Here is a 24,365-nt window from a genome sequence, read left to right on the forward strand (position 1 = left end):
GATTAGGAAAAATCTATCTGGGGATTCACACCGTCTACGTAGGAAATTAAGGCCTAAACCACCTACGGTCTTGGACGGAAGCCCAATTTATCGTTTCACCCGAAAGCGCACCGAAATTATGGACTTCAACCCGAATTCTTTATTTTGCTGACTAGTCAAATTAATCAGCAAAATGGCGCGAAATTATAGTATAAATTTCACACCATGTAAACACCTTTAAGCTACAGTTGTACTTAAAGTGCCTTGGTCAACAGCAACGCCTGCGCCCATTGTTGTAGAGATGGTTACTTTCTTAACGTAAACACCTTTGGCTTGAGAAGGTTTAGCCTTCTTAAGCGCAACAATTAGTGACTCAAGGTTTTGTTGAAGTTGCTCAACTGTGAAATCAACCTTACCAATAGTAGTATGGATGATACCATTTTTGTCATTGCGGTAACGCACTTGACCAGCTTTAGCATTTTTAACTGCTTCTGCAACGTTAGGCGTTACAGTACCAGTTTTAGGGTTTGGCATTAGACCACGTGGGCCTAAGATTTGACCTAGTTGACCAACAACACGCATAGCGTCTGGTGATGCAACAACAACGTCAAAATCCATCTCGCCTTTTTTAACTAGTTCAGCAAGATCTTCCATGCCTACTAGTTCAGCACCGGCTTCTTTTGCAGCTTCTGCATTAGCGCCTTGTGTGAATACAGCAACACGAACGTCACGACCTGTGCCGTTAGGTAGTACAGTGGCACCACGAACGTTTTGGTCAGATTTACGAGCATCGATACCAAGGTTAACAGCAACGTCAACACTTTCTACAAACTTAGCAGTCGCTAACTCTTTTAAAAGAGCAACAGCTTCATTGATTTCGTAATCTTTAGTTACTTCCACTTTTTCGCGGATAGTACGCATGCGTTTAGTTAATTTAGCCATTATCTTAGTCCTCTACGTTCAAGCCCATCGCACGCGCAGAACCTGCGATAGTGCGAACCGCACCTTCTAAATTAGAAGCTGTAAGGTCAGGTTGTTTAATCTCAACAATTTCTTCAAGTTGAGCACGAGTTACTGTGCCTACTTTCTCTGTGTTAGGACGGCCTGAACCTGATTTGATACCTGCAGCTTTTCTAAGTAAGTAAGCAGCCGGTGGTGTTTTCATGTCGAACGTAAAAGAACGGTCACCGTAAACAGAGATCACTACAGGAACTGGAGCGCCTTTTTCAACAGACTCTGTACGTGCGTTAAACGCTTTACAGAATTCCATGATGTTTACACCGTGTTGACCTAGTGCTGGACCTACTGGAGGACTAGGGTTAGCCATACCAGCAGCAACTTGTAGCTTGATAATAGCTTCAACTTTTTTAGCCATAATTAATACCTCATTTGGTGGGTCGTAGCCTTGTGCGCGCGAGGACGCGTACTCTAACGGCTTCCCAGTTTAAAAATTGGTTTCGTACTTTTTGTAATCAAATCAAGAAACTCTTTCTCTGAATACAAAAAGGCCGCTGATTATAAGTTAAGCAGCGGCCTTTTTCAAGCGTAACATTAAACAATTAAATATTTAGTCACGCTTTTAAATTATTTACTTATCTTGTTCAACTTGACCAAACTCAAGTTCAACAGGTGTAGAACGACCAAAGATAAGTACTGATACTTTCACGCGGCTTTTTTCGTAGTCAACTTCTTCAACCACACCACTAAAGTCAGCAAATGGACCATCAACAACACGAACCACTTCACCTGGCTCAAACAACGTAGCCGGCTTAGGTGCTTCTGCATTTTCTTGTAGACGATTTAGAATACGGTCAGCTTCTTTTGCGCTAATAGGTGCTGGACGATCTGATGTACCACCAATAAAGCCCATAACACGTGCAGTACTATTCACTAAGTGCCAGCTTGCGTCGTTCATATCCATTTGTACTAATACATAGCCTGGGAAGAATTTACGCTCAGATTTACGCTTTTGACCAGCACGCATCTCAACAACTTCTTCAGTAGGTACTAATATCTCGCCAAAGCTCGCTTCAAGACCTTCGATTTTAATATGTTCAATTAAAGTTTGCGCTACACGCTTCTCGTAACCTGAAAAAGCTTGTACTACATACCAGCGTAATTTAATTTCGTTATTCTCATCCGACATGGGATCAGATCTCCAATCCAGTTAAAAAGCCTACTGCGCGGAATAAAATGCCATCTAATCCCCAAAGGATAAGTGCCATAATCACAGTGGCTACCATTACAATAAATGTCGTATGCGTAGTTTCTCGGCGTGTAGGCCACACTACCTTACGTACTTCGATGCGTGCTTCTTTAGCAAACGTTAAAAAGGTACGTCCTTTTTCAGTTATTGCTGCAATGCCAAGGCCTACTGAAACAGCTACCACAACACCAATTGCACGTAGTAATACAGACTGATCTGCATACATGTGATTACCAACTACTGCACCTGCAAGTAGCGCTATTGCCACTAACCACTTTACTGAATCCATCGCTTTTGATGGTGTTTCTACTACATTCGTGCTCATAATATTATTACCTTAACTACAGACACAACAACCCTGCACATTGGCAGGGTTAATCCATTAAAATCTAAACTTAAAAACAGACTATTTAAACCGATTTTTAACCCTAGACTCTATCCTATACAGGATAAAACTGGCAGGGGCGGAGAGATTCGAACTCCCAACCGTCGGTTTTGGAGACCGCTGTTCTACCAATTGGAACTACGCCCCTGCAAAGTGGATGCCTATTATACTTACGCAAATCATTAACACAAGAGTAAAAGATACCCATCTGATAAAATCTTAACAGTTAATTAGGGGTTTAAAGTTAAAACAGCTTTATAGTCGCTTCTTATTAGCAATTCAAATCAAGTTACTGTTTTTCTAAGCTACTATATATATCCGCTAGTAAACTTGACGCGCCAAACCGAAATGTTCTCGGAGTTAAATACTCCTCACCCATCAAATTGGCAACTAGTTGTAAATAATTACTCGCATCCGCAACTGTTTTTACGCCGCCGGCGACTTTAAAGCCAACCTGTTTTCGTGATGCTTTAATAGTACGTAAAATAACATCGCTTGCTTCAAGCGTAGCATTAATGGCCACTTTACCTGTGCTGGTCTTTACAAAGTCAGCACCACCTGCAATCGCAATTTCTGTCGCTTTTTTTATTAGTGCAGAGGTTTTTAATTCACCTGACTCAATGATTACTTTTAGTTTTACATGTTCAGGGCAAACATCTTTACTCGCGGTTACATATTCAAGCGCGAGCGCTTCATCCCCTGCTATCAATTGCTGATAAGGTAAAACTAAATCAATTTCATCTGCGCCGCGTTCAATAGCAATCAGTGTTTCATTAATAACTTCGTTTAAAGGGGTATCCCCTTTAGGGAAATTTGTAACTGTAGCAACTTTGACTTGTTTAAGCTCTCGCTCAGCAAGTGCAAGCTTAGCGTCAGCAACAAAATTACTATAAACACAAATCGCAGCTGGCAAGCCCCAGTTTGACTTTATGCTCGCAATTAACGCTGTAATAGTTGTTGTGGTGTCGTGCCCATTTAAGCTAGTTAAGTCCATTAATTGTACGGCCAATGCCGCATCACTCGCTGAAGTTGTCGTCGCTGTTGTCATAAATTCACCGTTAGAATTAAATTAACTGAATCTTATATACCGTTACTTCTTAAAAAGAACTGTCACTGTTGCAAAGTAACGCCTTGATATTAATCCTCTGTGCAACGCTGAATCCTGCATCCTGAGGTGGTCTGGGTATAGTAGCAAAAATAACAGTAAGGACAACGAACCTTGCTATAGTTAATAACCAAACACTATAAGCTTACCTCTTTACTTAGCAACACTTACAATTCGTCGCAATCCCATGTTAAATAAGCCTTAAGCCAATTAACCACACCCTATATACCATTTGGTTATATAAGCTGGGTTTTAATTATTTTTTACTTAGCTTGCAGCGCTATACTCTGTATTTCTGAAAAACATCTATGCTGCGATTTTTCTTAAGGGGTTATACACGTGCAATACTTACCAATATTTACCAAACTCGATGACAAACCAGTACTGGTTGTTGGTGGTGGAGATGTTGCGCTTAGAAAGTGCCGTGCATTTTTAAAAGCTCGCGCAGCAGTGACATTAATTGCACCTGAATTCTGCGATGAGCTCATCGCACTTGCAGATAGTAACGAAATTGCACTAATTAAAGCATACTTTAACGAGCAGCACCTCGATGGCATGATGCTGGTGATTGCCGCCACGGATCTTGAAGATGTTAATGCCCAAGTATTTGAGCTTGCCAATGCGCGTAATATCTTTGTAAACGTAGTCGATGATCAACCAAAATGCAGTTTTATTTTTCCATCCATTGTCGACAGAGACCCTATCACAATTGCGATTTCAAGTGCAGGCACAGCGCCTGTATTAGCAAGGCGTTTACGTGAAAAGCTAGAAACATTAATTCCGCAACATATTGGCCCATTAGCAACGTTAGTGGGTAGCTTTCGCGATAAGGTAAAGCAACGCTTTAAACATTTTTCCGATCGTCGCCAATTCTGGGAAAGCGTATTTGATTCATCAGTCGTCAGTAAAGTACAAAGCGGCGATACCATATCAGCTACAGAGCAACTTGAACAACTGTTAGACACTAAACCAGAGCCTGAAGGCGAAGTGTATGTAATTGGCGCAGGTCCAGGTGATCCAGAACTATTAACATTAAAAGCACTGCAACTAATGCAGCAAGCCGATATTGTCGTGTATGACTATTTAGTCTCTGATGAAATTATGGATTTGGTACGCCGCGATGCCGATCTCGTATGCGTAGGCAAGCGATTAGGCGATCACAGTGTAGCCCAAGAAGATACCAACCAAATGCTGGTTGATTTTGCCAAGCAAGGTAAAAAAGTGTGCCGTATTAAAGGGGGTGACCCATTTATTTACGGTCGTGGTGGTGAAGAGGTACAAATACTAGCAGCCAACAAAATAAGCTATCAAATTGTACCGGGAATTACCGCCGCCGCAGGTTGTAGTGCGTATGCGGGTATTCCGCTTACTCACCGTGACCATGCTCAGGCAATACAGTTTATAACAGGACACTGTAAAAAAGAGGGCCAAGAATTAGATTGGCAATCACTGGCTAAGCCAAATCAAACGTTGGCTATTTATATGGGGGTGATCAAATCGCCGCATATTCAAGCTCAATTATTAAAGTATGGTCGCGGTGCAGATACACCCGTTGCCATTATTGAAAACGGCACCCGCAAAGACCAACGCGTGGTTACCGGTAAGTTAGGTGAGCTGGCCGATTTAATTGAGCGCCACAGTGTTATTTCACCAGCATTATTAATTATTGGTGAAGTTGCATCACTGCATGAGCAACTTCACTGGTTTGGCGAAAAAGCACAAACTAGTAGCTTTGCACAGCCCATTACGGGCGTGGCCTAAGCTGTAAACTATTTAGATTTTAACTTTTAATCATTTTAGTAGGACGACTAACAATGGCTTTAACTCACCTTCAGCAATTAGAAGCTGAAAGTATCAAAATCATGCGCGAAGTGGCTGCTGAGTTTGAGAACCCAGTTATGCTTTACTCTATCGGTAAAGACTCATCAGTGCTTTTACATTTAGCGCGAAAAGCATTTTACCCGGGCAAAATTCCATTTCCGCTGCTTCACGTTGACACCAACTGGAAGTTTAAGGAAATGATTGAATTTCGTGACCGTATCTCTAAAGAATACGGCTTTGACTTAATCGTCCACAAAAACCCTGAAGGTCTAGCAATCGATATTAGTCCATTTACTCATGGCTCTGGTAAGCACACCGACATCATGAAAACTCAAGGCTTAAAACAAGCACTTGATAAACACGGGTTTGATGCAGCTTTTGGTGGCGCACGCCGCGACGAAGAAAAATCTCGCGCTAAAGAACGTGTTTATTCGTTCCGTGACAAGCACCACAGATGGGACCCTAAAAACCAACGCCCTGAGCTTTGGAACACCTATAACAGCCAAGTTAACCCAGGTGAAAGCATTCGTGTTTTCCCACTTTCTAACTGGACTGAGCTAGATATCTGGCAATACATTTATCAAGAAAATATTGAAATGGTTCCACTTTATTTAGCTAAACAGCGCCCAGTAGTTGAGCGCGATGGCACATTAATCATGGTGGATGATGAACGTATGCCACTTAAAGAAGGTGAAGTACCTGAAATGAAATCGGTACGTTTTCGCACTTTAGGTTGCTACCCACTGACCGGTGCGGTGGAATCAACCGCCGGGTCATTAACTGAAATTATTGAAGAAATGCTGCTATCGACCTCATCAGAGCGTGAAGGTCGAGTAATTGACCATGATTCAGCAGGTTCAATGGAGAAGAAAAAACGTGAGGGCTATTTTTAATGTCTAATCAAAATAACGATACAATTAACGAAGTAAGAGAGCTGGGCATTGACGCCTACCTTGCTCGCCAACAAGACAAAAGCTTATTACGTATGCTGACCTGTGGTAGCGTGGATGACGGTAAATCAACACTAATTGGTCGGCTATTACACGACAGTCACCAAATTTATGAAGATCAGTTAACGGCCTTACATAAAGATAACGAAAAAGTAGGTAACGCCGGTGAAGAGCTTGATTTAGCGCTTTTAGTTGACGGCCTACAGGCTGAGCGAGAACAAGGTATTACCATTGACGTAGCCTATCGCTATTTCTCTACCGCTAAACGTAAATTCATTATTGCTGACACCCCAGGCCATGAGCAATATACCCGCAACATGGTAACCGGCGCATCAACTAGTGATGTGGCTATTATTTTAGTGGATGCACGTTACGGCGTACAAGTACAAACAAAGCGTCACAGTTTTATTTGTGACTCATTAGGTATTCAGCAGTTTGTAGTTGCAATCAACAAAATGGACATCGTTGATTTTGACGAAACCGTTTATGAGCGCATTAAAGCTGAGTACTTAAAATTTGCAGAGCAGCTTAATGTATCTAACATTAAGTTCGTGCCCATGTCAGCGCTTAAAGGCGACAACGTAGTAACTCGCTCTGAACACACCCCCTACTACACAGATAAGCCATTGCTTGAGTTACTAGAAGACTCGCCAGCGGCTGAAACCGATACCGGTTTTGAAGCACGTTTTCCGGTGCAATATGTAGTACGCCCTAACTTAAACTTCCGTGGTTTCCAAGGTACGTTAGCCTCTGGCAAGTTACATGTGGGCGATGCAGTTAAAGTATTACCGTCGGGTAAATCATCAAGCATCAAAGAGCTTGTCACTTTTAACGGCAACTTAGATACTGCTGAAGCTGGACAAGCTATTACCATTACTCTTAACACTGAGATTGATATTAGTCGTGGCGATGTCATCGTGCCTGCAGATTCAACAGCGGCAGTAACTAACCTAGTACAAGCAAAGTTAGTTTGGATGCATGAAGCACCATTAGTGCTAGGTAAAAGTTATAACTTTAAGTTAGGTAGTAAAAACACCTCTGCTATCGTGAAAAAAATTGATCACACTATTGATGTAAACACTCTTGAACACGGCAATGCAGATAACTTACAACTTAACGAAATCGCGATTGTAACCCTTGAGCTTACCGAAACTATTTTGGCCGATGCTTATCATAACAATCACGAAACAGGCTCGTTTATCTTAATCGACCGCTTGTCTAATCTAACCATTGCAGCAGGTATGATTGAGCAAGTACTCACCAGCCAAGAGCAGCAAAGCAGCTTTAGTGAGTTTGAAGTTGAATTTAACAGCTTAGTTCGCAAGCACTTTCCGCACTGGCAAGCGCTTGATATATCTAAGCTTAAGTAACAGTGTCTCACAAGAGTCACTGGCCTGTTAAGGACGTATAAAGCATGTATGAACAGCTAGTATTAACAGGCATTATGCTAACTTTAGTAGGGTGCCTTTTTGGCACTCGACTAAAGCCTGCATGGCTTTTTTTTGGCGGTATTGGCACCGCCTATTTAGCTGGTCTTATTGGGCTTGAAGATATGCTCATTAACTATGCGAACCCTTCATTAATAACCCTTATTTTATTGGTACTGGTGTCTATAGCAATAGAAAAAACCACGCTAGTACAAAAGTTGGCACAGTCACTTTCAAAAGGTAGCTTAACCAGCTCAGTAACAAAGCTGGGGCTTTCAACCGCCTTTTTATCATCGTTTACTAATAATACGGCGGTGGTTGCTTCTTTAATTACAGCAATTAAAGACAATCCAACCCATTCCCCATCAAAGCTGTTATTACCCTTGTCGTACACTGCAATTTTAGGTGGCACAATAACCTTAATTGGCACCTCAACAAATTTAATCGTCAATGGTTTTGCCGTTGATGCAGGAATGGCCCCACTGGGCTTTTTCGACTTTACTTTAGTCGGATTAGGCGCACTAAGTGTAGGCCTTATCACTATCTTAGTGATGCTAAAGTACTTACCCGATAACGGTAAAAATGATCAAGAAGTGGTACCGTTTTACCTTGAAGGCAAAGTAGAAGCAGGCTCAAAACTCATTGGTAAAAGCGTAGAACAAAACGGCCTGCGCGAACTTAAAGATTTATTCCTCGCTGAAATTCTACGTGGCGATAAACGTATTTGCGCCGTAACACCGCAACAAGTTATCAAAGCAGGTGATGTATTATTATTTGTTGGTGATATTAAGTCAGTGCCTCTACTCACTCGCTTTGACGGCTTAAAAGTAGTGCATGATAAACACCAAAAAGATGTAGAGCACTTAGTTGAAGTGGTGGTAAGCCAATCATCAAAATTTATTGGTAAAACCGTTAAAGAAATTCGTTTTCGTGAGCAGTTTCATGCGGCAGTTATTGCGATTCGCCGTGGTCATGACCGCTTACAAGGCGGCCTTGGTAAAGTACAATTACAAGCGGGTGACTCATTAATACTCGCCCCCGGTAAAGATTTCCATAATGTGCCTAATCTGAAGCGCGAATTTGTCTATATCTCGGGGCTTGATTTACAAACTCATTTGCCCCCAAAACAATCTAACTTCGTACTAGCTAGTTTTGCTGGTGTATTAGGGCTGAGTATTATTGGCGCTGTACCGCTGGTGAAAGGCTTGCTAGTGTTATTAATTGGCTTAATGCTCACTGGTACAATAAAAATTAACGAAGTAAAACGCCGTTTCCCTATTGAGTTACTCGCTGTTGTAGGCAGCGCCATTGGCCTTGCAAAGCTAATGATAGGCACAGGCCTTGCGGGGCAAATATCATCAGCCATGTTTTATGTACTCGGGGATTTTGGCCCATATGGCGCATTTATCGCGATATTCATCATGACCGTATTATTTACCGAGTTAATTACTAATAACGCCGCCGCTGCGTTATCATTCCCGGTAGCATACGCGCTTGCCGTTGGCTTTGATGTTGACCCCCTACCGTTTATTATGGCGGTGGCCTTTGGCGCATCAGCTAGCTTTATATCACCATTTGGTTATCAAACTAACTTAATGGTTTACAGCGCCGGAAACTATCGTTTAAAAGATTATGTATTAATGGGTTTACCACTTTCTATAATTTATTCAATAACGGTACTAACCCTTATTCCGCTGGTATTTCCGTTTTAAGCCAGCGCCTACTTATAAGTATTTAATAAGAGAGTTTTACGATGGATGAGAACATTGTTTGGCATAACTACGCTATAACTAAAGCACAGCGTAGTGAGCACAAAAACCATAAACCCACTATTTTATGGTTCACGGGGTTTTCAGGTTCAGGTAAAAGTACTGTAGCAAACGCGCTTGAAGCCGCACTTAATCAGCAAGGTATTCATACCTACCTTCTTGATGGCGACAACGTACGTCACGGTTTATGTAAAGACCTTGGCTTTAGTGACGAAGACCGTGTTGAGAATATCCGTCGCGTAGGTGAAACAGCCAAGCTAATGGTTGATGCAGGTCTGTTGGTACTCACCGCATTCATTTCACCGTTTCGCGACGAACGCGATATGGTCAGAAACTTAGTTGATGATGGTGAATTTATCGAGGTATTTTTAGATACCCCACTGGATGTATGTGAAAGTCGCGATCCTAAAGGCTTATATAAAAAAGCCCGAGCCGGTGAAATTAAACACTTCACCGGTATTGATTCAGACTACCAAATACCTAATTCACCTGAAATAAGCCTAGATACCAGTAAAAACACGCTAGACCAATCGGTGCAAGAACTGATAGCGTATCTAAAACAACAGCAAATTATTAAAGGTTAAGTTATGAACCAAACGGAACTGCTAGAAGAGGTACTGATCCTTGCTCGCCAAGCCGGTACTGCGATTATAGGAATTTACAAAAAGGACTTTAATATTGAATATAAGGCCGATGAAAGCCCCGTAACCGACGCCGATCTAGCAGCTCATAAAGTCATTACCAATGGTTTAAAACACCTAACCCCAGATATACCCATATTAAGTGAAGAAAGCGCCGATATCAGCTGGGACGTACGTCAAAATTGGACCCGCTACTGGCTAGTTGATCCAATTGACGGCACCAAAGAGTTTATTAAAAAGAACGGCGAATTTACCGTCAATATCGCCCTGATTGAACATGGCAAGCCAACACTTGCAGTAGTAGATGCTCCTGCCCTAGGCGTGTCTTATTTAGCAAGTGAAGCCATCGGCGCATTTAAAGATAAAGGCGATGAGCGAATTGAGCTTAAAGTAACCACCAAACCTAATAAAGGGTTAATTCGTGTTGTAGGCAGTCGCTCGCACCCATCACCCGATTTAGCCGAGTTTGTAAAACGCTTTGACGAGGTTGAAATGGTGTCAAAAGGCAGCTCACTTAAGCTGTGTTTAGTGGCCGAAGGCAGCGCCGATATTTACCCGCGCTTAGGTCCAACTTGTGAATGGGATACGGGGGCCGGCCATGCCATTGCAGAAATCGCCGGTGCTAAAGTCACTAAACTTGATGGCAGCCCGCTTATTTATAACACTAAAGACGAATATTTAAATCCGTACTTTATTGTCAGTGCGATAGAAGAATAAGCGCAGTTTTGAGTGGTTAGCTATCAGTTGTCAGAAAAGTAATCGGACTTTATGACCTAGTTCTTTTTACTCTGAATATTTATGAGAGCGAGCTTCAAATACATCTTTAATATTATTGTATGCATTTTGAATATCACAATTAAAATGCTCAATATCTTCAAGCTGAAGATCGCTGCTTATTAATAAATGCTTGAGTTTATTAATCTGACCAAGGCATCTTCGGCTATACAGATACAAAATTTCCTCATAATCATTGTCAACTTTCTTCATTGCCATTCTTATCATCGGTGCAAACACATAAATTTTACCTACGTAAGTATTGAAAGCTTCCCAATTATCCCTATCGGGATTTACTATTTCATTTATAGCGGCATTTCCAAACATCTCTATCTCATCAAAATCTTTAACTAAAAGAGTCTGTAATTGAATTTGCTTTTCATGCTTAATTTTCCTATCAAAAAGAGTTTTACTTTCTTCTTGTAACTCTTTTTGAAGGCGCACTGACTCAAGCCGATCATTCGCAGCATTGCTATTAGTAATTGTTTGTTCTTTATTACTTTGAGACTGAAGATAAACAGTAAAAATAACACCAACGAATGAGAAAAAAGCAAGAGCTGGCCCTAATACACCACCAAAAAAGCTCCCAAAATGCGACCAAGTTTCAGTAGTACCACCAAATCCGACACCAAGGCTAAACATCCACAAAAATAAAACGCCAATAATAGAAAAGATAGCCAAAATAACGATACTAATAAGTTTACTTTTATCCGACATATTATTCCTAAACTCCCTTAAATAGTTGTACTATCTGGTACAATCAATAATCTTAAAATTTCGTTGTTAACCACCGCGAGTAAAATAAAGGCTAGGCCTTGTTTTTAATTTCTCTATTTTTGGACGAAAGTAAAAAAGAAAGCCCTGACCCTATTCCTTCTACAACCCTTAACGATTTTGCTGGGCGATAAAAGCAAGCGAGTGCTGATTGAATAAGTCGGGGCGTTCTACATTACAGACATGGCCGCAATGGTGAATAGTTTGCAGTACGCTATTTTTATGGCGCTTAACCATTTCTTTAACAGGGCCTAGGAACATATGATCTTCCTTACCCATAATGTAAAGAATGGGTATATCAATGTCTTTTTCTTTGAAATACTGCATTAAAGGGTTTACGTCCATGGCTAATTTAAACCACTTTATAAACTCTTTTTGGCACAAGCGCTTTGCTTCACGAACAAACAAAAGTCGAGATTCTTTATGACGCTTTTTCGGCATCATAATAAAAGCAAATAAACGATACAGCCACATATAAGGCAAGAAGTGTTTAAAAGTATTACCTAAATAAACTAATGTATTACTGCGAGTATTAAAGCGAGTAACCGCTCCACCTAGCACCATGCTAGAAACATAGTGCGGCGCAATTTCAGCAATATTTCGAATGAGTATTGTGCCCAATGAAATGCCAACAAAGTGTGCGCTGGGGATATTGTTATGATCTAACACATCAATAATATCTTTAGAGACATTATTAAACGAATAATTATTATCAACAAAGTTTTGCACTAAGTTATTCGATTTACCGTGACCACGAAGATCAAGCAACAACACATTATATTCTTTTTTATAAGCTTTAAGCTGACGAAACCAAATTGCCGAACTACCACCTGCGCCATGAACAAATACAATCCATGTTTTACTGGTTTCGTGCGCAAAAGTAGTATGGAAAAGAATGTCTTTGCTCATTGCAGTTAGCGGCCTGTTTACTTCGTTTGGCATATTTAATTGCAGGAAGTATAACGGAGTTTAGAATAAATCTCTTATGAAGTTCCGAACAATGGCTTCTACTTAACAGATTTTTATTTTTAGTTGGAACCAATAAAAATGATCCTTCCCTGTTTTCACGCCATGAAAACCGCCTCTATTGGCTTTGCTGCTCGCGTGACGCTATAGCGTGTTGGGTTTTGCTCCAACTAGCCTACAGTAAAGTGTGATGTAGTGTTGCCTTTTAATGATTTTGCTCACTTTTACACCACTGTTTCGTATTGATGACACTTACCCTTCTATTAAGTCTAATTAATTAGTCTACAACCTCCCAAAGCATGAAAGTTGCGGCCAAAAATTATATTCTTCGGCGCAATTATTATCATAAATAATGGACACACACATATGACACCATCACAAGATGCAACGCTTTCAAATGCATCAGGTGCACACCTACCCACACCTCTAAATGGAACCTACACGATACGCGGTGGACGCTAAGTTTATTTGGCACCGCTGTAGGCGCAGGCATTTTATTTTTACCCATAAACATTGGTATTGGCGGTTTTTAGCCTTTAATTATATTGGCGTGTTTAGCGTTCCCAATGACTTTTTGTGCACACCGTGGTTTAGCGCGTTTTGTACTTTCATCTAAAAATAAAGATGCCGATTTTACCGATGTAGTTGAGGAGCACTTTGGTGTGACTGCGTATAGGTTAATCTCTTTATTATGCTTTTTATCTATATTTCCTATTTTGCTTATTTACGGCGTAGGCTTAACCAATACCGTTGATAGCTTTATGGTTAACCAAATGGGGCTTGAGTCGCCATCTCGCGTGCTGCTTTCGGGCGTGTTGGCTGCAGGTATGATAAGCCTTATGATGGGCGGTGAGCGATTAGCTGCGTGCATTTGCAATTTTGGTGTATCCGCTTGTGGGTATATTATTCTTTTTATCGCTTTATTTAATACCTAGCTGGCAAATGCCTGATATGAGCTTACCTGAAGCGGGCAACTTTACTAAAACGCTGTGGCTGTCGGTTCCTATTATTGTATTTTCGTTTAGCCATGCAGCGGCTATTTCAAGCTTTGTTAATGTGCAGCGTGGTCATTATGGCAATCAAGCTACTAACAAAGCAGAGGCTATTTTAAAGCGTACTAGCTTACTGCTTATTACCTTTGTACTGTTATTTGTGTTTTCTTGCGTGCTGTCGCTTACAGGCGAGAAAATGGCTGCTGCTAAAGCCGCTAACGTATCGATTTTATCGTACCTACCTAATATCACGAGTAATTCGTTTATTGCCACCCTTGGGCCGCTTGTTGCGTTTATTGCTATTACCTCGTCATTTTTAGGTCACTTTTTAGATGCACGCGAAAGCTTTACCGGTTTAGTAACTAAGGAAACAAGCTTAAGCGCAAAAGTAGCCGATAAAATTGGCGTGCTAATTATGTTTTTTGTTATTTGGTTTTGCGCGGTTAAAAAACCAAGTATTTTAGACATGATGGATCAGCTATCTGGCCCTATCATCGCGATGATTTTATTTATTATGCCTATGATAGCCGTGTACAAAGTACCTGCGCTGAGCAAGTATCGTAATCGCTTAAGCACATTGTTTATATTAGCGGTTGGGTCGCTTGCTGTATTTGCACTTATTTACAGTATGCTCAAGTAACTTTTTAAACGCCCAGCTAAATTAATTAGCTGGGCTTTTTTAGACATAAAAAAATGGCGCTCACTGAGCGCCATTTTTAATTTAAATCGATGTGCTTATTCTGTGTCTGGTAAGTTGCGACCGTAGAAAATTTCTTGCATCTCGCGGGTTAATTTAGAGCGAATAGCTTCTTCTTCGTCTTCAGATAAATCGTCAGTTGAAACACCAAATAAATAAGCGTTGAGGTCAGTTTCTTTAAGCATCATTTTAGTGTGGAAAAGATTTTCCTGATACACGTTTACATCCATCATGTGGTACGCTTCTTTGGTATCTTCAGTCATGTAATTCTGAATAGAATTAATCGCATGATCAATAAAATGCTTCACACCATCTACGTCACGAGTAAAGCCACGTACGCGATAATCAATAGTAACCACGTCAGACTCTAAGCTATGAATTAAAAAGTTTAACGCTTTTAATGGTGAGATAATACCGCAAGTTGATACTTCGATATCAGCGCGGAATGTACAAATCCCATCATCAGGGTGTGCTTCTGGATAAGTGTGCACACAAATATGGCTTTTATCTAAGTGAGCAACAACCGTTTCAGGCAGTGGTCCTGGCGCTTCGTCAACATCATAAGATTGCTGTTGCTCGATTGGCTCTTCAGCAATTAGAATAGTTACGCTAGCACCTTGCGGATCATAATCTTGACGAGAGATATTCAAAATGTTGGCGCCAATAATATCGACTACGTCGCCTAAAATATCGGTAAGCCGGTTAGCACTGTACTGCTCGTCGATATATTCTAGATATTCTTTACGCTGTTGCTCTGTCTTTGCGTAGCAAATATCATAAATACTAAAGCTTAAGCTTTTGGTTAAATTATTAAAGCCATGAAGCTTAATTTTATCGAAGGGTTTGTTCATGCTAAACCAACCTGTAAACGAGTGAAATCTGCACTTGCAGAATTAAAAGTTCGCGGATTTTATACGAATTTTCCTTCTGGAAAAAGCCTTATTTTTACTGTTCTTGAACAACTTCGTGGCTGTGCGTGATTTTTACTGTTTTATCAAGCATTAAGGCAACCGAGCAATACTTTTCTGCAGACAATTCAACCGCTCTTGCAAGGTGCTTTTCAGCGACATTATCACCAGTCACAACAAAGTGTAAATTAATCGTAGTAAATACCCGTGGCGCTGATTCTGCACGCTCAGCACTTAACTGAACTTGAACATCAGAGAATGATTGCTTGGTTTTTTTCAAGATGCTGACAACATCAACAGATGAGCAGCAGCCTACTGACATCAGCATCATTTCCATTGGACTTGGCGCAGCACTTTCACTACCAGCATCAAAAACTATATTGTGGCCTGAATTAGAAAGACCAAGGAAAGTATCGCCATCAACCCATTTTACATTTGCTTGCATGTGTTCAATCTCTTAAGTAAATTTTCTTGATTGTAAGCAAGTTAAGCGTAGATGCAATGAAAAGCGATAAACTTAGGCGACAGCGTTGTCGAAGAGGTTTTTAACAAGACTTGTAAATTCATTAATAAGTGCGTGCTGACCCATTGTGACTTTCTGGTTACGCTGCTAAGCACTTCTTGCAGGTCATACACAATACCGTCTACTTCACGTACTATATTTGGCTACGTTGTTCGGCACTAAGCTCGGTATGTTGCTGGCAGAGCAACATGGCGCTTTCAGCAATGTCGTCTTCAATAAGCTTCATTATTGAAGGAGCACCTGGCTTTACTTTGCTGGGCTTCTAAAAGAGTGCTAAATTTTGAGTTAGGTACATGATCAAATCATCATACCCTTGCCTATCTAAAACCATTTTTTACATCGATTGAATTTACAACTTCCTTGATTTAAAAAACATTTTTAAATGCTAGCTTTGCCCTAGCGCTAATAAAAAAAGCAGCTTGAGCTGCTTTTTTTATTATTAATGATAACGCGTCTTTTCGTCAATAATATTAATCGATTTTTAAGCCTGGGCTTAAGGTTGCTGGCATTGCCACTTTTTCAAGCTCAACCGAAGCAACAGGGTAAGCACAGTAATCAGCCGCATAGTATGCGCTAGCACGGTGGTTACCTGAAGCGCCAATACCACCAAATGGTGCCGCACTTGAAGCGCCTGTAATTGGACGATTCCAATTAACAATACCAGCGCGAATACGACGTAAGAAATGCTCGTAATCATCAGCGTTGTCGCTTAATAAGCCTGCTGATAAACCAAAGCTGGTGTCGTTAGCTTTATCAATTGCTTGGTCAAAATCACTAAAGCGAAATACTTTTAAAAGTGGGCCAAAGTGCTCTTCATCAGGGAAGTCGGCAACGTCAGTGCAATCTAAAATTCCCGGCGTTACAAATCCTGTATTCTCAGTATGCGTAAGCTCAACGAGTACATTGGCACCTAAATCAACCAGTTCTTGCTGGGCTTTAGCCATACCTGCGGCTGCGGCTGATGAGATCATTGACCCCATAAATGGCTGGTCTGCATCATCAAAGTTACCCACTTTAGTTGCTTTAGTGGCTTTAATTAAGCCCGCTAAAATTGCATCGCCTTGTTCACCTGCTGGTAAAAACAACTTGCGCGCACATGTACAGCGTTGACCACTTGAAATAAACGCAGACTGTACGATGTCATGAATTGCCGCTTTCGTATCTGCAACATCAGTTACGATCAACGGGTTATTCCCCCCCATTTCAAGCGCTAAAATTTTACCTGGTTGGCCAGCAAACTGTTCATGTAAAATATGACCTGTACGTGAAGATCCAGTAAAGAATAAGCCATCAATACCTTTATGAGAGGCAAGTGCTTTACCTGTTTCTACTTCACCTTGTACAAGGTTAATTACGCCCGCCGGTAAACCGGCTTTTTGCCATAACTTTAAGGTTAGTTCAGCCACTTTTGGAGTTAACTCTGATGGTTTAAATATCACGGTATTACCCGCTAAAAGTGCCGGTACAATATGACCATTAGGTAAGTGCCCAGGAAAATTATAAGGGCCAAATACCGCAACGACACCGTGTGGTTTATGGCGGATCATCGCGCGACCTTGCGGCATTGAGTTTTCGACATCACCGGTGCGCTCTAAAAACGCTTTTTCAGAAATAGCGATTTTACCTACCATAGCCCCTGCTTCAGTGCGGGTTTCCCATAATGGCTTACCCGTTTCTTGCGCGATAGTTATAGCCAGTTCTTCGCTATTTTCTTTAAGTTGCTCAGCAAATGCTTTAACAATTTCTAAACGTTCGCTAAAGCTTTTATCAGCCCAGCTGTAAAATGCTTCACGAGCAGAGCTTATCGCATCATCAACTTGGCCTTGAGTTGCCGATTGCGCTTGCCAAATAACCTCGTTATTGGCTGGATTAACTGATTTAAATTCGTGACCTTGGCCTTGTGACCATTGACCATTAATAAATTGAGCAGGATGAGTCATACGATTTCTCCTTTAAACGGGCTTTAAATTATAGGGCGCTTGCGGTAACAGTGTCACCGGCTTGAAGATGTAATGCATCGGCAATTTCTTGCGATAGCAGCAACTCTTTGGCTCTGTCATCAAAATTAAGTTCAGCAACGGTTGCTCTAAAATCACTAAGTTTTTCATTAGCAAGCATTACTGGCGTTGCACCGCTATTTTCGCCTATTACCACTGTAAAGTTATGAGCATTGCGAATAGTCGCTACATTATCTACTTTTGCTTCAACAGTTGGACCTGCGTCAAAAATATCAACATAGCCATTAAAGGTGAAGCCTTCACTTTTTAACAAACCGATTGCTGGGCCTGTGTTGTCGTGCACTTTGCCGATTACGGCTTGAGCATCTTTACTAAGTAAATTGACGTAAATCGGGTATTTAGGCATTAATTCAGCAATAAATACTTTTTGGCCAATGCCACTTAAGTAATCCGCTGTAGGGAAATCCATTGAGAAAAAATGCTCTTCCAGCCATTGCCAAAAAGGGCTGTCGCCATTTTCGTCAGATACACCGCGCATTTCAGCAATTAATGTTTGTGCAAAGCGTTCTTGATGCTGCTTAATAAACATAAAGCGTGATTTAGATAGTAAACGACCATTGTTATCTTTGCGGTAGCCATCTTTTAAAAATAGCGTACATAACTCTGTAGCGCCGGTGTAATCGTTACATAAAGTTAGGATATCGACCGCTTTATAAACATCAAGGGTGCGTGATGAGTGAATAGCTTTACTTAAATGATAATGGTAAAACGCATCATCTAAACCTACTGCGGCTTCAATACCTGAAGTACCTACCACTTCACCTGTTTCGCTATCTTCAAGAACAAACAAGTAACCTTCATCACCAGGATGATCTGTACTTTTTGCGAAAGAGCCTACTGAGCGGTCTATTCTCTTTTGTAATAACTCTTCATTATTAGGTAAAGACGTAAAACCATGCCCTGATTCATGGGCAATATTCAATAATGCTGGGTAATCAGATTGCTGGATTGGGCGAAGGATCATCATGAGTCCGCTTGCTCCCTTATAAAATAACGGTAAATTAGAATATCAGGGCAAGTGAACCTTGCCCTTATTTAATAATGGGTGCCTAGCGATTAACCATTAACAATTTTGGCTACGGCTTTTTCAAAGCGCGCCATACCTTCGCGGATATCGCTATCTGGTATAACTAGTGATGGTGTAAAGCGGATCACATCAGCACCAGCAACCAGTGACATAACCCCCTCACCAGTTGCAGCGACTAAAAACTCTTTGGCACGACCTTTAAATGTTTCATTAACCGCAGCACCAATTAATAAACCTTGTCCGCGAATTTCAGAAAACACCTGGTATTTTTCGTTAATTGCAGTTAAAAGCTCGTGAAAAAGCGCTGACTTTGCTTTTACGCCATCAAGCACTTCAGTAGTGTTAACTGTGTCAAATGCTGCTTCTGAAACCGCACATGCCAGTGGATTACCACCGTACGTTGAACCATGCGTACCTACTTTAAGGTGTTTCGCAATATCAGTAGTCGTTAGCATCGCCCCTATTGGGAAACCACCACCCAACGCTTTTGCACTGGTTAAAATATCTGGCGTTACATTTAGACCTTGATAAGCATAAAGTTCACCAGTGCGGCCTACACCCGTCTGCACTTCATCAAAAATAAGCAGTGCATTATGCTTAGTACATAGCTCGCGCACGCCTTGTACAAACTCGTCAGTAGGCGAAATAATACCGCCTTCACCTTGTAAAGGTTCCATCATTACTGCGCATGTTTTATCAGAGATTAGCGCTTCAAAAGCAGCTAAGTCATTATAATCACAATGTACAATATCACCAGGTTTAGGACCAAAGCCGTCTGAATAAGACGTTTGGCCGCCCACAGTGACTGTAAAAAATGTGCGACCGTGGAAGCCTTTATTAAATGAAATAATTTGTGACTTTTGTTCGCCGTGGTTATCAAGCGCAAAGCGACGAGCTAATTTAAGCGCCGCTTCGTTTGCTTCAGCGCCTGAGTTGGCAAAATAAACTTTATCAGCAAAAGTTGCATCAACTAACTTTTTAGCTAAGCGTAATGCAGGCTCATTAGTCATTACATTTGATAAGTGCCAAATCTTCTCGCCCTGCTCTTTTAGTGCATTCACTAATGCTGGATGACAATGACCTAGACAGTTAACCGCAATACCACCGGCAAAATCGATAAATTCACGACCTTCTTGGTCCCATACGCGAGAGCCTTCGCCTCGAACTGGAATTACACTTGAAGGGGCGTAGTTAGGAACCATTACTTGATCAAATAATTCGCGGTTGACTGTCATTTTATATCCTCTTAATTGTTAGTACGCAGAAAGTAAAAATAGTTATTTCACTACTTTAATAAGGTGCAAATCAGCATAGCGTAAATTGCAGATAAATACTCTCTGGTTCAATTTTCAGTCGTTTATTATTCCAGAATTATTCACTATTGTCTCTTCTAAAACTTTCATGTAGCCCTTTGAAATAAAGGCTTTGAGATATAATTTCAAAGATAGTGAATAACTATTTGAGTAACTGAATACAGCTCGACTTAAGACATAAGGCGGCACTCCATACAGCCAAGCAGCACTTGAGGCATAAAAAGCATGGGTAGTAGTTATGTTTAACAGTGAATGAATAGTCGCAAAAAAATTAGCGATAAATCAAAAAAAGAGCTGAAATAATGGTTAACTATTAAAGTAAAGCGCAATATTTAGGCTATTTTTAATATTAAAATTCTGAAAGTTACCTTTTTGGAGTGCCTTGATCTCAGCTTGGCTAAAGTTAAAATAATCAAACCAGCTGATTTTTTTCATCCTCTTTAATTAACAGGTGCTCAGCTAACCCACATAATACGGGTACATTAACCAAAGCGACAAGCTCTCGACCAAGCCAACTTAAGCCGGCTCTAAACGGCCAACTGATGCTGATTTAACTGCCAGCATGTCTAATATCGCCGGTACGTTATCTTCTATGCCGATGGTGTCATGGATAATGCCGTCTATATTTTAAAGCTGTTTGGCCATTGCATTGCCAATAATTTGGTGCAGCTCTTCACTCGCTTTCGCACGATACTTATGATGAGCAGCACTGGTTTCTACCTCACTTTATGTGCAGCAACTTCCACTTCAAGCAAGGTGCATTGTTTAAGTGGCTCATCATCGTTTAGATCTAATGTTTGGATAAAGCCTATTTGCTGCTGAGCAAAATTATGACCAAGCAATAAATAGTCTGCCCGTTCATTAAGCACACCTGCTGTGTGTTGTTGACGTTTTAAGATTAGAAGCGAGTTAAAAAGTTAGCAAGTAATTCAAGCCCTTCCTCAGTTAAAATAGCTTCCGGGTGAAATTGCACTCCTTCCAACGCTAACTCTTGATGTAACAACCCCATTATTTCATCAACATCACCATTTTTGTGCTGCGTCCACGCTGTTATCGATAATTCATCAGGGAGTGTTTGCTTATCAACTATTAATGAATGATAACGACACACCGTAAGCGGGTTAGCTAAGCCATTAAAGACCCCTTGTTGCTGGTGAAATATAGGCGATGTTTTTCCATGCATAACTTGCTTAGCACGAACAATTTTAGCACCAAGAGCTTGGGCTATGGTTTGATGCCCTAAGCAAATTCCCAGTATGGGGTAAGTACCTTTTAGCTGCTCTACTACGGATAACGAAATACCCGCTTCACTAGGAGAGCACGGCCCGGGCGATAGCACGATATGCTGAGGGTTAAGGGCCTTTATTTGACTAACCGTTATGTCATTGTTGCGTTTTACTAACACTTCTTGACCTAAGCGCTGAAAATATTGCACTAGGTTGTAAGTAAACGAATCGTAGTTATCGATCATTAACAGCATTGGGTAAGTGGCTCGTTATATGTAAAAAAGGGTGGTGTTGCCTGTAGCTGTGCGCATTCTACCCCAATCCATAGTAACTTTCAGTTAATGTTACGCAAAAACGTTAAGCACAAATGTGAATAATAGATAAAGCGAGTACGCTTATACCAACCTCTTCTGCATTCTTTAGCTCACCTAAATTAGTATTAATTTAAGTGCTCAGATAAATCTGCTTTTTCTTGCTCCGATAGTACTTGCTTGGCTTTATTAGCAAAATCATAGCGAACCATAACTGTTTTACCTACCGCACAACATTTGTCATTCTGATAAGCCTCTTGGCGTACTGTAAATGAACTATTGCCAACTTTTTCTATGCTACTTTTAATAGTCACTTCCAAGCCATAAAATAGCTCACCCACAAAGCTCACTTCAATATTGGCAATAATCAACTTCCAATCGTGGGGATTTAAATCAGGGGTGAAAAACCTAAAAATAGGCGCCCGTGCGGCTTCAAACCAAACGGGGAGTACGGTATTGTTGATGTGGCCAAGTACATCAGTTTCGCTAAAGCGTGGCATTAGTTTTTCAATAAACATAACAATCCAATAATAATTTATAAAGGTAATTCATGACGGACTTTATTCGCGTTTACGATAACGCCCTAAGCAAAGAATTTTGCAATAACTTTATCACGATGTTTGAGCAAAGCCCGCATTTAAAACAAGGTATGACGTCAGGCGGAATTGATTTAGCAAAAAAAGACAGTCATGACTTATACCTAAATAACCACAGTGAATACGCTGAACATCTAAAACATATTCAACAAACCACTGCGGGTTATATTTTTAAGTACATTGAAGAACATATTTTTATGATGATTGGGGCATTTGGTTTAAAAGTGCATCACCCAAAGACGGGAGTACCGACAGATTTAACCCAAGCTAACTTTGATGAGATAGGTAAACCGCAATTACCTTTACTCGTACAACAAATTTTTCGTTTAGGTAATATTCAAGCACAAAAATATCAAACAAATAAAGGCGGCTACCCTTATTGGCATAGTGAAGTTTACCCACAAGCAGGCCATAATGACGCGCTGCATCGGGTACTGTTATTTATGTTCTACTTAAATGATGTTGAAGAAGGTGGCGAAACCGAGTTTTATTACCAAGAGCGTAAAATATCACCCAAACAAGGCAGTATGGTTATAGCCCCCGGTTACTTTACCCATACTCACCGTGGAAATAAGCCCATATCAAACGACAAGTATATTTTAACTTCGTGGGTATTATTTAACCACGCCGAACAGATTTACGGGCAACCACGATCTTAATATTCAATTTGCAAGGTCAAAGCTCCACTAAAACTTTGACCTTGCTCCTTCAATATTTACCCTAAAAGTTCATCAAATAAATCAAACAACTTATCAAGCTCTTCGATGGTGTTGTAGTGCATACAACCAATACGGACTACACCGCCTTTATCGAGCACTTTTAGTTGTTTACATAAACCTTGAGCATAAAAGTTCCCATCCCATACGCACACATGATGCTTACCTAAAAACTCAGAGACTTTACGTGGTTCAAGCCCTTCAAATGTAAGCGCAAACGTTGGAGTGCGCTCGCTTAAGCGATCTAGGTCATCAATACCAAACAATTTTATTTTTGGATAATTAACTAACCGTGTTAGAAAGTGCTCACTAAGTGCCATTTCGTGCTGCTTTGTTTTGGTAAAAGCAGCTGTTAGTTTTTCACGGCGTGAATAGCTTTCACTAAGCTCGCTAATATCGGCAATATAATCAACTGCTGCAACTAACCCCGCTAATGCTTCAAAGCTTTGCGTACCAGTTTCCCAACGCCCAGGAATAATATCTTTTGCAGGCTCTACTTTATATGGCGTAAACCCTTCAAGGTGCGCGCGTTTACCATAAACAATACCCACATGCGGGCCAAAAAACTTATAGGCTGAGCATGCTAAAAAATCACAGTTTAAAGCTTGTACATCAATCAACTCGTGGGGCGCATAATGAACCGCGTCGACATACACAAGTGCACCGACTTTATGTGCAAGCTCTACAATACGTTTGATATCGTTAATAGATCCTGTAGTGTTAGATGCATAAGTCACGGCGACTAATTTAGTATTGGTATTAAGTAAGCTCTCAAAATAAGCTAAGTCTAGGCTGCAATCATCTTCATTGATAAGTGCAGTATTTACTTTAGCACCTTTATCTTCTGCAGCTTGTTGCCAAGATGATACGTTTGAGAAATGATCAGCATTAGTCACAATTATTTCATCGCCGACTTGCCAATCACGGGAAATCGCACGGCTCAGGCTAAATGTCAGGCTGGTCATATTCGCACCAAAGACGATTTGCTCCTCCGATGGTGCATTGAGTAAATCGGCCACGGCTTGACGTGCATTTACCATTAACTCAACCGTTTTAGCGCTTGAGAAAAACGCCCCGCCCAAGTTTGAGTTAAAATAGCCTAAATAAGCTGACATGGCGCTAAGCACTTGCTGCGGTACTTGCGAACCACCTGGACCATCTAAAAAAATAGGTGACTTACCAGCTACTTGCTGCATAAGTGCCGGAAATCGACGACGTAGTTGTGTTAAGTTCATCATTAA

General features: G+C 40.8%; 23 protein-coding genes, 1 tRNA gene and 3 pseudogenes. 8 read left to right on the plus strand and 19 right to left on the minus strand.

Translation table 11 applies throughout. From position 1 onward, the window contains the following. Nucleotides 1–216: 216 nt before the first annotated feature. The 6 genes from rplA to deoC form a co-directional block, all read right to left on the minus strand. Entirely contained in the window at nucleotides 217–921 is a 705-nt protein-coding gene (rplA, locus tag ACT3S9_RS14255) for a 50S ribosomal protein L1 (RefSeq protein WP_444751005.1), read from the minus strand. A gap of 4 nt (nucleotides 922–925) precedes the next feature. Continuing rightward, complete coding sequence (rplK, locus tag ACT3S9_RS14260; protein WP_441833687.1) at nucleotides 926–1,354, minus strand: 50S ribosomal protein L11; 429 nt, start codon at nucleotides 1,352–1,354, stop codon at nucleotides 926–928. Between the two features lie 213 nt (nucleotides 1,355–1,567). Beyond that, a complete protein-coding gene (nusG, locus tag ACT3S9_RS14265) occupies nucleotides 1,568–2,125 on the minus strand; it encodes a transcription termination/antitermination protein NusG (protein ID WP_444751006.1) in 558 nt (185 codons plus the stop codon). 4 nt (nucleotides 2,126–2,129) lie between these two features. Further along, on the minus strand, nucleotides 2,130–2,510 hold the full coding sequence (gene secE, locus ACT3S9_RS14270; protein ID WP_441833685.1) for a preprotein translocase subunit SecE: 381 nt from the start codon (nucleotides 2,508–2,510) through the stop codon (nucleotides 2,130–2,132). Between the two features lie 131 nt (nucleotides 2,511–2,641). Continuing rightward, nucleotides 2,642–2,718: transfer RNA gene (locus ACT3S9_RS14275), tRNA-Trp, on the minus strand. Nucleotides 2,719–2,859: 141 nt separating this feature from the next. Further along, nucleotides 2,860–3,618 carry a deoxyribose-phosphate aldolase gene (gene deoC, locus ACT3S9_RS14280; protein WP_441834505.1) on the minus strand — a complete coding sequence of 253 codons (759 nt, stop codon included), beginning with the start codon at nucleotides 3,616–3,618 and terminating at the stop codon, nucleotides 2,860–2,862. A gap of 396 nt (nucleotides 3,619–4,014) precedes the next feature. Between deoC and cysG the strand changes: the two genes are divergently transcribed. From cysG to cysQ, 6 genes are read left to right on the plus strand one after another with little or no spacing between them, the layout of a single operon-like run. Next, complete coding sequence (cysG, locus tag ACT3S9_RS14285) at nucleotides 4,015–5,436, plus strand: siroheme synthase CysG (RefSeq protein ID WP_441834506.1); 1,422 nt, start codon at nucleotides 4,015–4,017, stop codon at nucleotides 5,434–5,436. Nucleotides 5,437–5,489: 53 nt separating this feature from the next. Further along, complete coding sequence (cysD, locus tag ACT3S9_RS14290) at nucleotides 5,490–6,389, plus strand: sulfate adenylyltransferase subunit CysD (protein WP_441834507.1); 900 nt, start codon at nucleotides 5,490–5,492, stop codon at nucleotides 6,387–6,389. Then, complete coding sequence (gene cysN / locus ACT3S9_RS14295; RefSeq protein WP_441834508.1) at nucleotides 6,389–7,816, plus strand: sulfate adenylyltransferase subunit CysN; 1,428 nt, start codon at nucleotides 6,389–6,391, stop codon at nucleotides 7,814–7,816. The genes cysD and cysN overlap by 1 nt, the downstream gene beginning before the upstream one ends. 44 nt (nucleotides 7,817–7,860) lie before the next feature. Beyond that, a complete protein-coding gene (locus ACT3S9_RS14300; RefSeq protein ID WP_441834509.1) occupies nucleotides 7,861–9,585 on the plus strand; it encodes an SLC13 family permease in 1,725 nt (574 codons plus the stop codon). Between the two features lie 41 nt (nucleotides 9,586–9,626). Beyond that, complete coding sequence (gene cysC / locus ACT3S9_RS14305) at nucleotides 9,627–10,226, plus strand: adenylyl-sulfate kinase (protein ID WP_441834510.1); 600 nt, start codon at nucleotides 9,627–9,629, stop codon at nucleotides 10,224–10,226. Between the two features lie 3 nt (nucleotides 10,227–10,229). Beyond that, nucleotides 10,230–11,000, plus strand: coding sequence for a 3'(2'),5'-bisphosphate nucleotidase CysQ (gene cysQ, locus ACT3S9_RS14310; protein WP_441834511.1), 771 nt, complete (start codon nucleotides 10,230–10,232; stop codon nucleotides 10,998–11,000). A gap of 66 nt (nucleotides 11,001–11,066) precedes the next feature. Here the strand turns inward: cysQ and ACT3S9_RS14315 are convergent, their stop codons facing one another. Beyond that, a complete protein-coding gene (locus tag ACT3S9_RS14315) occupies nucleotides 11,067–11,774 on the minus strand; it encodes a hypothetical protein (protein WP_441834512.1) in 708 nt (235 codons plus the stop codon). Nucleotides 11,775–11,942: 168 nt separating this feature from the next. Further along, nucleotides 11,943–12,740, minus strand: a complete 798-nt coding sequence (locus ACT3S9_RS14320; RefSeq protein ID WP_441834513.1) for an alpha/beta fold hydrolase — start codon at nucleotides 12,738–12,740, stop codon at nucleotides 11,943–11,945. A gap of 423 nt (nucleotides 12,741–13,163) precedes the next feature. Between ACT3S9_RS14320 and ACT3S9_RS14325 the strand changes: the two are divergent. Further along, nucleotides 13,164–14,429: pseudogene (locus ACT3S9_RS14325) on the plus strand (amino acid permease). A 95-nt stretch (nucleotides 14,430–14,524) separates the two neighbouring features. Here ACT3S9_RS14325 and speD read toward each other — a convergent pair. The 10 genes and pseudogenes from speD to ACT3S9_RS14375 all read right to left on the minus strand — a co-directional run bounded on the left by speD (nucleotide 14,525) and on the right by ACT3S9_RS14375 (nucleotide 22,330). Next, nucleotides 14,525–15,337: an adenosylmethionine decarboxylase gene (gene speD, locus ACT3S9_RS14330; RefSeq protein WP_441834514.1), complete on the minus strand. Its 813-nt coding sequence runs from the start codon at nucleotides 15,335–15,337 to the stop codon at nucleotides 14,525–14,527. 94 nt (nucleotides 15,338–15,431) lie between these two features. After that, nucleotides 15,432–15,839, minus strand: a complete 408-nt coding sequence (locus tag ACT3S9_RS14335) for an OsmC family protein (protein WP_441834515.1) — start codon at nucleotides 15,837–15,839, stop codon at nucleotides 15,432–15,434. A gap of 41 nt (nucleotides 15,840–15,880) precedes the next feature. Beyond that, nucleotides 15,881–16,030, minus strand: a complete 150-nt coding sequence (locus ACT3S9_RS14340; protein WP_441834516.1) for a hypothetical protein — start codon at nucleotides 16,028–16,030, stop codon at nucleotides 15,881–15,883. A gap of 20 nt (nucleotides 16,031–16,050) precedes the next feature. Beyond that, a pseudogene (locus tag ACT3S9_RS14345) lies at nucleotides 16,051–16,248 on the minus strand (DUF3802 family protein). Between the two features lie 139 nt (nucleotides 16,249–16,387). Continuing rightward, the gene (gene astD, locus ACT3S9_RS14350) at nucleotides 16,388–17,857 is read right to left on the minus strand and encodes a succinylglutamate-semialdehyde dehydrogenase (RefSeq protein WP_441834517.1); all 1,470 of its coding nucleotides are present in this window, start codon (nucleotides 17,855–17,857) and stop codon (nucleotides 16,388–16,390) included. A gap of 28 nt (nucleotides 17,858–17,885) precedes the next feature. After that, on the minus strand, nucleotides 17,886–18,902 hold the full coding sequence (gene astA / locus ACT3S9_RS14355; protein ID WP_441834518.1) for an arginine N-succinyltransferase: 1,017 nt from the start codon (nucleotides 18,900–18,902) through the stop codon (nucleotides 17,886–17,888). A gap of 89 nt (nucleotides 18,903–18,991) precedes the next feature. Further along, nucleotides 18,992–20,197, minus strand: coding sequence for an aspartate aminotransferase family protein (locus ACT3S9_RS14360; protein WP_441834519.1), 1,206 nt, complete (start codon nucleotides 20,195–20,197; stop codon nucleotides 18,992–18,994). Between the two features lie 553 nt (nucleotides 20,198–20,750). Further along, a pseudogene (locus tag ACT3S9_RS14365) lies at nucleotides 20,751–21,174 on the minus strand (HDOD domain-containing protein); the annotation flags it as partial. Continuing rightward, entirely contained in the window at nucleotides 21,174–21,755 is a 582-nt protein-coding gene (locus ACT3S9_RS14370) for an anthranilate synthase component II (RefSeq protein ID WP_441834520.1), read from the minus strand. The pseudogene ACT3S9_RS14365 and the gene ACT3S9_RS14370, both read right to left, overlap by 1 nt. Nucleotides 21,756–21,940: 185 nt before the next feature. Next, nucleotides 21,941–22,330: an acyl-CoA thioesterase gene (locus ACT3S9_RS14375; protein ID WP_441834521.1), complete on the minus strand. Its 390-nt coding sequence runs from the start codon at nucleotides 22,328–22,330 to the stop codon at nucleotides 21,941–21,943. A 32-nt stretch (nucleotides 22,331–22,362) separates the two neighbouring features. On the opposite strand from ACT3S9_RS14375, the gene ACT3S9_RS14380 reads away from it, so the two are divergent. Continuing rightward, the gene (locus ACT3S9_RS14380; RefSeq protein ID WP_441834522.1) at nucleotides 22,363–23,067 is read left to right on the plus strand and encodes a 2OG-Fe(II) oxygenase; all 705 of its coding nucleotides are present in this window, start codon (nucleotides 22,363–22,365) and stop codon (nucleotides 23,065–23,067) included. Between the two features lie 56 nt (nucleotides 23,068–23,123). On the opposite strand, the gene ACT3S9_RS14385 is transcribed toward ACT3S9_RS14380, so the two are convergent. Next, nucleotides 23,124–24,359 carry a cysteine desulfurase-like protein gene (locus tag ACT3S9_RS14385; protein WP_441834523.1) on the minus strand — a complete coding sequence of 412 codons (1,236 nt, stop codon included), beginning with the start codon at nucleotides 24,357–24,359 and terminating at the stop codon, nucleotides 23,124–23,126. Nucleotides 24,360–24,365: the final 6 nt, after the last annotated feature.

Source organism: Pseudoalteromonas sp. AOP31-A2-14 (assembly GCF_052378035.1).
Lineage (GTDB): Bacteria > Pseudomonadota > Gammaproteobacteria > Enterobacterales > Alteromonadaceae > Pseudoalteromonas.